This is a genomic window from Bradyrhizobium monzae (assembly GCF_021458635.1).
In the GTDB taxonomy this organism is placed as follows: Bacteria; Pseudomonadota; Alphaproteobacteria; order Rhizobiales; family Xanthobacteraceae; genus Bradyrhizobium.
Genome location: NZ_JAIRDQ010000002.1, coordinates 414,468 through 426,906, shown reverse-complemented (window position 1 = coordinate 426,906; position 12,439 = coordinate 414,468). Strand labels below are relative to the sequence as shown.

Sequence of the window (12,439 nt, the reverse complement as noted above, 5' to 3'; positions counted from 1 at the left end):
CGAGCGCCACCGGGATTTTCGAAGCCGTGCAGATTGATATTCAGCCGGGGGCCAAAATGCTTGCGCTTACTGAAGCGGTACATTCCAAGGTGAATGATCTAGAACCTTCGCCGATCGATCCTTCCTGGATCATCGAAGGCAACCCGGAAGCCCGCTCGCGCCTTCTGTCGACGAGCACATGCAAGACCGCTTGGACCCTGATCTGGTTCTGCACCCGGGGCAAGTTCAACTGGCACTATAATTTCGACGAGACGGTGGTGATCCTCGAAGGATCGATCGTGGTGGAGAACGATGGCGCACTGCCGAAGCGCTACGGTGCTGGTGACGTGATCTTGTTTCGCGCCGGTACGCGCGCTAAGTGGCAGGTCGAAGATGACGTGAAGAAGGTCGCCTTCTGCCGCCTGACCAATCCATTCCCGTTGGGCTTCGCTATCCGAGTAGCCAACAAGCTCAAGTCCCTGATCACACGGACACCTCTGTCATCACGTCTTACTTGAGGGGCCCAAGAAGTAGCCCCGCGCTGTAGAGGACCCTGCACGAAGTGTGATGAGCATCGAGCGAGCGGCGTGATGTAATTCACAAGGACAGGTACGGCCAGGAATAGCTTGCGCGCTTCAAACTGGAGGGAAGCGCCATAACGGCCGGTAGCCATCGGATTTGTGAGCGCTTTCGGCGAGTGGGCTGGGGGAAAGGGGCGTTAGGTCAGCGGCTCTGCGGTTTTCCGACCTTGTGCTTGAGGACTTTGACGGCCGCCTCGGGCGCGCCTGGTGCGAAACAGCCGAAGAGGACACCGATCATGCAACGCTGATGCGACATCTGATGGAAGGCCATTATGAACGTCCCGCTCGTATCGTGGCTTTTAACATTGCAGAGGGTTGGTCGCGCGATGTGACCACGGACATCGCCGATGAGCTGCGCCGTCGCTTCGTGGAGATTGAGGACGTAGCGCCCTCGGTCCTGGAATTCCTGGATAGAGCCCGCAAGGCGCTGAGAGGCAGATTCGTAAAATGCATCCGGCGAGCCCATGTCCGGCTCATACGTATCGCGTGGGTGAAGAACGCCGGCCGCAGATTTCGTTGGTCGAGAAGCTGCTTAACCAGCGTGTCGACGGTCTCATTCTGGCTACCCTATCGCAGCACGACGAACTCGTCTGATATAGTCTCGAGCGCGGGCTGCCAGTCCTTCTGGTCAATCGCCTAGGAAGCACGGGATCGCGTCCCGGAAGGGCTTGGGGCTCGCCTGTCTCAGTGAATGAAATGTCGCGACCGGCCTCGCGACCAGCTCTCTCGTTCGGACAGTGGATGAATGGGGCCGCGGCCCGCCTAGGACGTGCGGCCCGCACCTTTAGCTGAAGAACGCTGAGGGTACGAAAATCGAACCGTCCATTAGCCTGCGGCGGCGAATTCGGACAATGCTCTGACTGTGCTGACGGATCGAGAGCGCCAGATCATTCGGCTGGTCTCGGAAGGACTCTCGAACGCTTGGCGAGCCGGCGGTCACTGCAGGCTATTGCGTGACCGAGAAGTGAAGTGTGAACAAGGGCAGACTGGATAGTTCGGGGCTGTTGCTCACCTCAATCCGCCAGGACGGGTGGTCCTGGAATGGCCCAATGAGCTCGCTGCTGAGAATCTCGCAGCTCAACTCAATGGCCGCCGTTCTCGCGGCGTCGATGTCCGGCAAGTTCACCCCGAGGTCATCGGGCACTGAGCCGCCATCGTGAACATGAAAGAAATAGCGAGGCATCGGCGCTTCCGTAAAACGGTTGCATCCCTGGGGTCCAACCAGAACTGGTGTAGCAATGGCGTCCCGGAATGGACCTACGACAAGGTGCCGTTTCACGTCCATGATCATTGGTGGGTACCTCAAGGTCTCCCGAGATCCTCTTGGTTGACATGGACAGTTGCTTCTTGCGGACTGAAGGTCGGGTTGCGCCGTCTCTGCCCACTGCGGCGTGTTCAGCGGCCCCGGCTCCCCTGCGAATTAGCCCCCCGCCGGGGCCGCGATCTCTCAGATTCGAGAGCACCGGCGCCGGTAGATAGTCCGGCCAATTGATCCGCCCTCTGGCGTTCGCGCATGCTCTTCCGGCGACGACGATCGAGTTGTTCGGGGGCGTGCGCGGGAGCGCAGCTCCGACGGAGTAACCCGCGGTTGCTGCGAGCGCTCCCCCGATTCGACGATCTCAATTGTGCAATAGCGGTGTATTGAGCGTGATCACCATTCTGCGCGTGCAGTTTCTGGATTGTCGGCGAGCTGGGAGATCTGACCGTGTGCGGAATCATCGGCATTCTGGGGCGAACTGCGGTTTCAGATCGTTTGGTCGATTCACTCAGGCGGCTCGAATATCGTGGGTATGACTCGACGGGCGTGGCAACTCTCGATGACGGTCGTCTCGAACGCCGCCGAGCCGAAGGCAAGCTGAGGAACCTGGAAGCGCGCCTGCTCGCCGAGCCACTGGGCGGTGATGCCGGAATCGGGCACACGCGCTGGGCCACGCACGGCAGGCCGACGGAGCACAATGCCCATCCACATGCGACCGAGCGTGTCGCCGTGGTGCACAATGGCATCATCGAGAATTTCCGGAAACTGCGCCAGGAACTGGAGCAGAAGGGCGCCACCTTCGCTAGCGATACGGATACGGAAGTCGTCGTACATCTCGTTCATTCATATCTGCTGATGGGCTACTCGCCTCAGGAAGCCGTGTGGGCGTCGTTGCCGCAGCTGCGTGGCGCCTTTGCGTTGGTGTTCCTTTTCAACGGATATCGCGACCTTCTGATTGGAGCACGCAAGGGTTCGCCTCTGGCGGTGGGCTATGGCAACGGCGAGACCTATCTCGGTTCCGATGCGATTGCGCTCGCTCCCTTTGCCGATGGCATCAGCTACCTCGAGGACGGTGACTGCGTGGTGTTGTCGCGTGAGAAGGGGGTGATCAGGGACGCGAATGGCGCGATTGTTGCCCGCGAGGTATTGAAAACGGGTGGGGCGTCGTTCGTCGCCGACAAGGCCAACTATCGCCATTTTATGGCAAAGGAGATTTGCGAGCAGCCGGACGTGGTCGGCCGCACGCTCGCCCACTATGTCGATATGAGAGCCGAGCGGGCGGCGTTGCCGATCAAGCTGCCGTTCCACTTCAGCGACGTGAGGCGTGCGACGATTACGGCTTGCGGCACCGCAAGCTATGCTGGCGCCATCGCGAAGTACTGGATCGAACAGCTGGCACATATCCCGGTTGATGTCGATATTGCCTCCGAATTCCGCTATCGCGAAGCGCCAATCCGCAAGGGCGACCTCGCGATCTTCATCTCGCAATCCGGCGAAACCGCCGACACGCTGGCTGCACTTCGCCATGCCAGGGACAAAGGGGCGCACACCGTCTCTGTCGTGAACGTGCCGACGTCCACCATTGCGCGCGAGAGCGAAACAGTGCTGCCGACGTTGGCTGGTCCGGAAATCGGCGTCGCTTCCACCAAGGCTTTCACATGTCAACTGACGGCGCTCGCCGCCTTCGCTGTCGCGGCGGGTGCAGCGCGCGGCGAGATCTCCGCGAGCGAGGAGAGGGGGCTGGTCAGAGAGCTGATCGAAGTGCCGCGTTTGATGGCGGCAGCTCTTGCCAGCGAACCGCAGATCGAGAAGCTGGCTCGCACCATCGCGAAAACGCGGGACGTGCTTTATCTTGGCCGCGGCACCAGCTATCCGCTGGCGCTCGAGGGTGCGCTGAAGCTGAAAGAGATCTCCTACATCCACGCCGAAGGCTATGCCGCAGGCGAACTGAAACACGGCCCGATTGCCCTGATCGATGAGAACATGCCTGTCGTGGTCATCGCGCCCTTCGACAGTGTGTTCGAAAAGACCGTGTCGAACATGCAAGAGGTCGCCGCGCGCGGGGGCAGGATCATTCTGATGACGGATGCCAGGGGAGCGGCGGAGGCGGCCGTCGAGCCCGAAGCCACGATATTGCTGCCGGACATGGTGCCGACCTTCGCGCCGATCGTCTACGCCGTTCCAATCCAGTTGCTCGCCTATCATACGGCCGTGATCATGGGCACCGATGTGGACCAGCCGCGCAATCTCGCCAAATCCGTGACGGTCGAATAGAGGCGAATGTCCCTTGCATCACAGTGTCTCGCGGTCGCCGACGCCGCCGGCAACGCAGCGAATGTGCGGCCAACACCCGGATCTGATGGGGAGTACTCCCTTTGGGTCGAAAACGATGACGACGAAGATTCTAATCAGATTCCAACTCTATTGTACGGTGCCAGTGTCCTCCCGGGAAACCACGACACAACCTACAACCACTATAATCTTCTGAGCACGATCCTCGCGTCGTACCGACCCGAACCTAGCGGCGGTAGCGGCGCCTGTTCAAGTGTTCGGAAACGCAGCTGCTGTTTCCGCGCCGACGCTCGCCCTCAACGACGGTGGCACCTACGTTGGTGGCTCGGGCGGCGCCGCGCTCACCTTCAACCACGTGGTGGCGGCAGGCCAGAACACCGCCGATCTCGTCGTCTCGTCGCTCAACCTCAATGGCGCGGCCGTCACCGATGGCAGCGGCAATGCCGCCAGCCTGTCCGGCGCGACCAACTACAATCCCGCCGGCACCCCCGCAGATCGATACGACGGCGCCGACGATCACGATCAGCACCATAGCGGGCAACGACAATGTCAACGCTACGGAAGCCTCTCAGGGTTTCATCCTCAGGGGCACAACGACTGATGCCGAGCGCGCAGGCCCTCGCCTTGGCTGATGGAAAGTACACCGTCACTGCCAAATGCGGCGCCGACCGCGACCCGCGCCTTGGCGGTGGATGAAGACAAGGGGCCCGAGGTTCCGACACTGACCATCAGCAGCACGTCGCTGACGGTAAACGCCGGAGGATCAGTGGTTGGCGGCCCCTCATTTCCACACGGGATGAGACCGGAGGCACCCGGCTCACTGCAGCAGCCAGGGTCCTTTCGCGCCATCGTCGGCGTCGGCCACCTTTGCAATTGCAACGTGTCTTTCATCTGCACGTCCAAGGCCACGATCCGTTCCTATGGGCTGTCCTGACCTGTCCGTACTTAACCCTTTGTGTCTTAGGTCGAATTTCCGCACTGTCCGAATTTGTTCTCAGCCAGCCAAACTCTGTTCATGGCCGCTGTTCATGTTGGTCGTCATTTGGCCGGATTCTGTTCGTGCCCCCAATGGACTAGGCGGAAAAGACGAGCCTGCCCCGCTGCAAGAGATTGGCAGAAAGCTTTGCCAGCGCTTGTTGCATAGAGGCCGCCTGCGTTTGGACTCATATTCAGGCGGCGGATGGGCGCAGTCGCTTCAAATGATCGATGGAAGGAACGCCCTCCTGTTCACCCAAAGCTGGATTGAGGGATGTTGACGCGTTGAGATTGATCGCCCGTTCGGTGTCCGGCTCACCGTGCGATCATGTCGACTGCTGCCGTCCAGGCCTTGCGATAAGAATCAAGGCCGGTCATCGAAACCGGATCGACGAGGTTCGGCTCCGCGATTTGGTAAGAGGGGGGCCATTGCGCGAGCATTGCGGCGCCGCGTGCCGTGCCTGCTGCGTCCTCCGCCGCAAAGACACGCTGCGTCGGTCGTAGGGCGCCGAGAGTCTGACAGAAGGGAAGATTATTGGCGAACGTCCCTTCGACGACTAGATCTCCACCAGTTGCTCCCATCCGTGTCAGCATAAGATCGCTGACCAAAGCGCAATAGAGCGTCGCAAGCGCGGTTCGATCGCGCGTTGCGACTTCGCCGTGGATAACACCCTTGGTCGTCGCATAAGGTCCACCATGGCCGGAGAAGCAGGGGAGGGCCATTGCGCCCGAGGCGATGATGCGCTCGATGCCGCCAGGATCAGGATTGCCGCCGCCGCCCGCGATGACGGCGTATTCGCGTCCACCCATGAAGCGTCCGCAGGCGATCGGTCGACACAGGGCATCGACGTTGGCAAGCGTGTCGTCACGAGCATCGAGTTGATCGAGCGAAAGACCCACGCACATCAGGATCACCCAGGTTCCGGTCGACAACACGGTGAACGGCGCCTGGCGCGAGACAAGGTAGGGCAGAAGTGAAGCGTTGGAATCGTGGATCCCGCAAAAGACTGGCGTTCCAGGCGCGATCCCGGTGAGCGCGGCGATTTCTGGCTTAATCGGACCGAGAGGATTGAAGGCGCGGCTTAGCGGCGGCAGCAAGTGGTCGACGCCGAGAGCTTTGACGAGGCCCGAGGCCTGTCCCCGCCGTGGCGCCCAAAGATCAGTATGGGCTCCGAGGGTGGTGACTTCGGAGACAGCGGCGCCAGTGAGGCGCCAGGTCCAATATTGCGGATAGCCGACGAAATGCTTCGCTTCGGCGAACAGGTCCGGACAGCGCCACTTCTGATAGGCGAGCTGCCGACCGAGATTGAGGCCGGCGGGCAGGTTCGGCGACAGGCTCTCTGAAAAGGATGGCCGCAGCCTGGCGTAGTCGGGCTCGATCACTTCGACGCCCGTGAATTCGTAGTCCATGACCGGAGCGGCGAGATCGTTCTGGCCGATCAAGGCGCCGGCGGCGCCATGCGCGGTCGGAACGATCGCACTGATCTGGTGCGCGCGTGCGGCTTCACGAAGCGCATCGAGGAAGAAGTTCCACGTGCTCTCAACGTCTTCGTGCGGGTACGGTGGGCCCGGCCGAATGCGGTTGGGCGCCGACTTTTCCCAGAGACGTCGGCCGTCGTCGAACAAGGCAAGCTTTACGTTGGTCTTGCCGACGTCAAGGACTGCGACCGTCTGGCTCATCATCAAAGCTCAAGGCAGAAGGACATCTCGACGAGCAACATCATCACCGTGTCACGGCCGGCTCGTTGCGGCCATGACAGCGGAGGCCAAAAGTGCGTCGCCCGACCGCGTTCAACGGCCGGTTGACGAGTCCGGATCAGAAATCGAAGTCCTTGATGTTTTGCTTCGTGAAGATGAAGGGCGACCCAAGCAGGATCTCGCTGCCATTGACCACGTTCAGCTTGCCGAGCTTGCCCGCGTCCACCGAGGTTGCGCCGGGTTTCAGGCTGCCGTCGACGACGGCACGCATCACGTAGGTTGCGGCATAGCCGAGATCGACCGGGTTCCACAGCACGACCGACTTGACGCAATCGGCATTGACATATGGCTTCATCGCGTTGGGCGTGGCGAGGCCGACCACCGCCACCTTGCCGCAGAGCTTGGCCTTGGTCACGGCTTCCGCCGAAGCAGGCGTTGCGACCGAAGTCATGCCGAACAGGCCAGCGAGCTTGTCGCCATGCTTGTTGATCAGCGTCGTTGCCTGGTTGAAGGACAGGTTATTATCCTCCTGCGCCTCGACCGTTTCGAGCCATTTCAACTTGGGATGACACTTCTGCGCGTAAGCCCACATTTCGGCGATCCAGCGGGCCTGGTTCGGCGTCGTGAAGGTCGAGGTGACGATCGCGAAGCTCTTGTCCTCGCCGGCCTCCTTGGCCATCGAGTCGATCATCGCCTTGGCGATGCCGTTGAACTCGGCCTGGTTGACGAACCATTCGCGGGCGTCCGGCGTCGCGTTGGCGTCATAGCCGACGACATGGATGCCCTTCGACAGCGCCTTCTTCAGGACCGGCGCGATAGCCACCGGATCGTTGGCCGCGAACAAAATGCCGTCGACGCCGCTGGTGATGTAGTTGTCGATGAACTTGATCTGCTCGTCGATCTTGGCTTCGGTCGGGCCGTCGGTCTTCACTGTGACATTGCCGAGCGCCTTGGCGGCGTCCTGCATGCCTTTCGACGTTGCGTTGAAATAGCCGATGCCGATCAGCTTCGGCACGTCGACCAGCGTGATCGGTTTTCCGGCTTTGTCGGCGGCATTGGTTGGCCGGCCGCCGTCATAAGGCTTGGCCGTAGGCGCCGCGTTGGCCTCGCCAGCCGAACAGGCAAGCGGGTTGACAGGCAGGTCATCCGCTCCGTCCCATCTCTTGTCCGCCGCCGAGGCGGTGCCGGCCAGCAGTGTCGCGCCGAGGAATGCAGCAGCTAATCCAAGCTTCATTTTATTTTCCTCCCATGTTGAAGCCGCTTTTTCGCGGCCAGACACGCATCAAACGCCCTCGCGTCGCCGCTGGAGCGAACTCGCCACAAGAGTTGAAAGAATGAGCACCGTGCCGATGACCACGATCGTCGCGTCGCCCTTGACGCCGGTCAGGGCCAACCCGTTTTTCAAGAGTTGGATCATCGCCAGGCCGACTACCGTGCCCCAGATCGTGCCGACGCCTCCGAATATGCTGGTGCCGCCGAGTACCACCGCCGCGATCACGTCGAGCTCGTAGCCCATCCCCATGTCCGACCTTGTCGTCGTCACGCGCGAGACGAGAACACAAGCCGAAAGACCGGCCATGAAGCCCGATAGCGTGTAGATGATCAGTTTGACGCGATCGACCGGCAAACCGGAAAAGCGTGCCGCGGTCTCGTTGTTGCCGATCGCATAGAGCGATCGGCCGAAAGTGGTGCGGTCAAGAACGATTGCCGCAACCACGATCGCGATCAGCAGGAGCCACAGCTGCGCCGGTACCCCGAAGAGGTTTTCCTGTCCGATGAAGTAGAACCATTCCGGGTAGCCTCGCACCGAACGTGCCTGGCTGATGCCCTCGGCGAGCCCGCGGTAGAGGGCGAGCGTCGCGATGGTCATGATCAGCGGCGGCACTTTCACCCTGGTGATGACGATCCCGTTGAGAAACCCCGCCGCGGCACCCGCGAGCAGCGTGAAGCAGATCGCCAGTGGCAGGGGAAAGCCGAAAACCTTCCAGGAATAACCGAGCAGGATCGCGCAAAACCCGACGATCGAGCCCACCGAGAGATCGATACCGCCGGTAATGATGATGAAGGTCATTGGCAGTGCGATCAACCCGACCTCGGTCGTCAGCCTGCCTTGATTGAGCAGATTGTCGAGCGTGAGGAAGCGGCTGTTCAAGCCCCCGAGCACGACCAACGCAATGAGCAGGATCACCGCAAGCATGGTCTCGTGGCGCAGCAACCACCAGGGCACGACGCGTTTGGCGGGGTGGGGAAGAGGGATTTCGCTCATGGCGCTCATGCCCCGGCCATCCGGCGGCGCCGCAAAATGTCGGCGATCACGGTCACGAGGATGAGCACGCCCTGGACCGCGCGGATCCAGTAAGGCGAGACGTCGATGAAGACCAGCGCGCTGGCGATTTCGGCGATCAGTACGGCAGCAAGGGTCGAGCCGACCACCGTACCGGTGCCGCCGAGAATGCTGACACCGCCGACGACCGACGCGGTGATGATCGTCAGCTCGAGATTGGGCGGCACGGTCGACTGGATGACGCGCAGCTGCGTCGCGTAGAGCAGGGCGGCAGCCCCTGCGAACATGCCGTGCAGCGCGAAGACCATGACGATCGTGCGCGGCTGCGAAATGCCGCAGAGCCGCGCCGCTTCGGCGTTGCCGCCGACGGCGTAGACCGCGCGCCCCGAGGCTGAATAGCGCATCCACAACGCTGCCAGGATCGTCACCAGGATCATCAGAACAACCGGAAACGGCAACACACCGAAGAGTTCGATATCGGCGAGATGGAAGCTGTCGGGCAGGTCGGTGATCCATTTGCCACCGGTGACGCTGATCAGGCCGCCCTTGAGGATCGACAGCATGCCGAGCGTAACCACGATAGCCGGAATGCGCAGATAGGCGATGATAATACCCTGCAACGCCATCACGAGGATACCAGCAACGAGCGCCGCCAGCCAGGCGACCACGATCGGCGCGCCGTTCACCGCCAGAGTGCCGCTGATCGTCGCCAGGACACCGATCAGCGCGCCGACGGAAATATCGATATTGCCGGAAATGATCACCATCGTCATGCCGACTGCGGCGACGGCGATATAGGCGTTGCCGAGCAGTACGTCGGAAAGATTGCGCGCCGCCAGAAAGCGCGGATTGTAAAGTCCGACGGCGATGGCGAGCCCGATCACCGCGATCGCGAGCAAAGCCTCCTGCGAGGCAAACGCCTTCAGCCACCGCCGCGGATCAGCCTCGGCACCGGCTAAGGTCACCGTCGTCATGCGGCCTTCTCCGCGTTTTCACGGCTGCCCATCATCGCTGCGCCAATCGACTCCTGGGTTACTTCTTCGCGCGAGAATTCGGCAACGATACGGCCTTCGCGCATCACGAGGACGCGGTCGCTCATGCCCAGCACCTCGGGCAGCTCGCTCGAAATCATCAGGATGGCGAGCCCCTGGGCCGCAAGCTCGCCCATCAGCCGATGGATCTCCGCCTTCGCACCCACATCGATGCCGCGCGTCGGCTCGTCGAGAATCAATAGCTTCGGCCCGTTGGCCAACCATTTGCCGAGCACGATCTTCTGTTGGTTGCCGCCGGAGAGCTTGCCCGCGATCTGCTCAAGCGAGCTCGTCTTGACCGCAAAGCGCTTGACGCCGTCGCCGGCAAGCTTGCGTTCGGCACCGCGATCGATGAAGCCGCCGAATGCGACCTTGCCAAGCGCGGCGAGGCTGAAGTTCTCGCGCACCGTCATCGGCCGCACCAGGCCTTGCGTGCCGCGATCCTCGGGAACGTAGGCGACGCCCAGAGAGCGCGCCTGGGCCGGCGAGCGAATGTCGACTTTCTGCCCGGCGATCCGGATTTCGCCGTTATCGGCCGGCGTGACGCCGAAAATGGTTTGCGCCAACTCGCTGCGACCGGAGCCGACGAGGCCGGAAAGGCCGACGATCTCGCCGGCGCACACCGTGAGTGAAACATTTTTCGTCAGTGGCCGACGTTCGAGGTCCTTCACCTCCAGCACCGGCTGACCGATCGGAACCGTTATCTTCGGGAACAGGCTTTCGATCCTGCGGCCGACCATCAGTTGCACGAGATCGGCCGCGTCAGTATCGGCGACGCGCTTGGTTGCGACATGCGCGCCGTCGCGCAGCACTGTGACACGATCGGCGATCTCGAAAATCTCATCGAGCCGATGGCTGATATAGATCACGGCCACGCCGCGGGCTTTCAGCTTGCGTACGATGTCGAACAGCCGCGTCACGTCGTACTCGGTCAGGGCCGCGGTCGGTTCGTCCATGATGAGAATGCGCGCATCCTGCGACAGCGCGCGCAAGATTTCGACGCGCTGGCGATTGCCGACGCTGAGGGAGCCAACGACTCGGTCGGCCCGCAGATCATGAATCTCGAGCGAAGCGAGCAGCGCATTCGTCTTCTCGTGCATCGCCCGCCAGTCGATCCGGCCGAGAGCAGCGCGGGGCACATGCCCCATGAAGATGTTTTCGGCGACAGTGAGCTCCGGAAACAACAGCAGCTCTTGATAGATCGTGGCGATGCCGGCGCGTCTCGCATCGTCCGGTCGCGCGAGATCGACCTGCCTGCCATCCACAAGCACCTCGCCGCGATCGGGCGGGAATACGCCGGAAACGATCTTGATCAGCGTCGACTTGCCGGCTCCGTTCTCGCCGAGCAAGGCATGGACTTCGCCCCTGGCGGCGTCGAACGAGACGCCGGATAGTGCCCGCACGCCTGGAAAGGACTTCTCGATCGCGCGCACCAATAGAACCGGCGCCGCGGGAGTTTCACTGTGTGGGTCAGTTGTCATGGTCACGCCGCCTCATTGGTTTGAGCGACTGCATCCACGACAACGATGCGGATACCGTGGCCGCGCAGCATGTCGAGTGCGTCGTTCGGCGCATCGGAATCGGTGATCAGCGTATCGATGCGCGAGAGTGGGCAGACGACAAGGCTGCCGCGCGAGACGAATTTCGAGGAATCAGCGAGCACGATCAGCTTGTCGGCACGCTTCAGCAGCTTGGATTCGGCGCGGGCGAGCAGAGGGTCACCTTCGATTACGCCGAGCGGTCCGATCGAGATCGCACTCATGAACATTCGCGTCGCCGAATAGTGCTGGATCGCATCCTCTTCGAAGGGCGAGACGATCATGCCCTGCTCACGATAGACCTCGCCGCCCGGCAGGGCGACGCGGCATTTCGACGTGTGGATCAGTGCGTCGGCGAGCAGATAGGAATTGGTCAACACCTTCAGACGGCGCTCGCGCAGATATTCGCCCATCTGGAAGGTGGTCGTGCCGCCGTTGATGATTATCGTCTCGCCGTCAGCGCAGAGGGCGACCGCTGCACTCGCAATGGCGCGCTTGGCGTCTATATTGAGTGTCTGGCTGACGTCGAAGGAGCGGGTGGCAAGCGACAGGACATCGCCCGGCGCGTTGGGGGAGGAGGGCAAGGCTTCGAGACCGCCGTGCACCCTGATCGCGACACCTTGCTCGGCGAGCCTGGCGAAATCTCGCCGTATCGAGGCTTCGGAGACGCCGGTCGCGCGACAAGCATCGGCGATGCGCACCAGCGACCGTTCGCGCAACAGTGCCTTGATGACCTGCCAGCGTTCCCGCTCGTGCACGTCGCCCTCCCTTTTGCCCATAAATAGGTCACGCTCTCGATTAGC

The 12,439-nt window shown here is 61.7% G+C and carries 11 protein-coding genes; 3 read left to right on the top strand and 8 right to left on the bottom strand.

Going from position 1 to position 12,439, the window contains the following annotated elements; translation table 11 throughout:
- The first annotated feature begins 56 nt into the window (after positions 1-56).
- Complete coding sequence (locus tag K3F49_RS11195) at positions 57-497, top strand: cupin domain-containing protein (RefSeq protein ID WP_234681422.1); 441 nt, start codon at positions 57-59, stop codon at positions 495-497.
- A gap of 205 nt (positions 498-702) precedes the next feature.
- On the opposite strand, the gene K3F49_RS11190 is transcribed toward K3F49_RS11195, so the two are convergent.
- A complete protein-coding gene (locus K3F49_RS11190) occupies positions 703-1,026 on the bottom strand; it encodes a hypothetical protein (protein ID WP_234680980.1) in 324 nt (107 codons plus the stop codon).
- A 480-nt stretch (positions 1,027-1,506) separates the two neighbouring features.
- Complete coding sequence (locus K3F49_RS11185) at positions 1,507-1,743, bottom strand: DUF6894 family protein (RefSeq protein ID WP_234680979.1); 237 nt, start codon at positions 1,741-1,743, stop codon at positions 1,507-1,509.
- Between the two features lie 522 nt (positions 1,744-2,265).
- Here K3F49_RS11185 and glmS point away from each other — a divergent pair.
- Together glmS and K3F49_RS11175 are read left to right on the top strand one after the other, a co-directional pair.
- The gene (gene glmS / locus K3F49_RS11180; RefSeq protein WP_234680978.1) at positions 2,266-4,092 is read left to right on the top strand and encodes a glutamine--fructose-6-phosphate transaminase (isomerizing); all 1,827 of its coding nucleotides are present in this window, start codon (positions 2,266-2,268) and stop codon (positions 4,090-4,092) included.
- A gap of 271 nt (positions 4,093-4,363) precedes the next feature.
- Positions 4,364-4,711, top strand: a complete 348-nt coding sequence (locus K3F49_RS11175) for a hypothetical protein (RefSeq protein ID WP_234680977.1) — start codon at positions 4,364-4,366, stop codon at positions 4,709-4,711.
- Between the two features lie 689 nt (positions 4,712-5,400).
- Here the strand turns inward: K3F49_RS11175 and K3F49_RS11170 are convergent.
- The 6 genes from K3F49_RS11170 to K3F49_RS11145 all read right to left on the bottom strand — a co-directional run bounded on the left by K3F49_RS11170 (position 5,401) and on the right by K3F49_RS11145 (position 12,394).
- On the bottom strand, positions 5,401-6,768 hold the full coding sequence (locus K3F49_RS11170; RefSeq protein WP_234680976.1) for an FGGY-family carbohydrate kinase: 1,368 nt from the start codon (positions 6,766-6,768) through the stop codon (positions 5,401-5,403).
- A 133-nt stretch (positions 6,769-6,901) separates the two neighbouring features.
- Positions 6,902-8,017, bottom strand: a complete 1,116-nt coding sequence (locus K3F49_RS11165) for an autoinducer 2 ABC transporter substrate-binding protein (protein ID WP_234680975.1) — start codon at positions 8,015-8,017, stop codon at positions 6,902-6,904.
- 48 nt (positions 8,018-8,065) lie between these two features.
- Positions 8,066-9,058 carry an ABC transporter permease gene (locus tag K3F49_RS11160; protein WP_234680974.1) on the bottom strand — a complete coding sequence of 331 codons (993 nt, stop codon included), beginning with the start codon at positions 9,056-9,058 and terminating at the stop codon, positions 8,066-8,068.
- The gene (locus K3F49_RS11155; protein ID WP_234680973.1) at positions 9,055-10,041 is read right to left on the bottom strand and encodes an ABC transporter permease; all 987 of its coding nucleotides are present in this window, start codon (positions 10,039-10,041) and stop codon (positions 9,055-9,057) included. Before K3F49_RS11155 ends, K3F49_RS11160 begins: the two co-directional genes overlap by 4 nt.
- Positions 10,038-11,579: a sugar ABC transporter ATP-binding protein gene (locus K3F49_RS11150; protein ID WP_234680972.1), complete on the bottom strand. Its 1,542-nt coding sequence runs from the start codon at positions 11,577-11,579 to the stop codon at positions 10,038-10,040. The genes K3F49_RS11155 and K3F49_RS11150 overlap by 4 nt, the downstream gene beginning before the upstream one ends.
- A 2-nt stretch (positions 11,580-11,581) precedes the next feature.
- Entirely contained in the window at positions 11,582-12,394 is an 813-nt protein-coding gene (locus K3F49_RS11145; RefSeq protein WP_234680971.1) for a DeoR/GlpR family DNA-binding transcription regulator, read from the bottom strand.
- Positions 12,395-12,439: the final 45 nt, after the last annotated feature.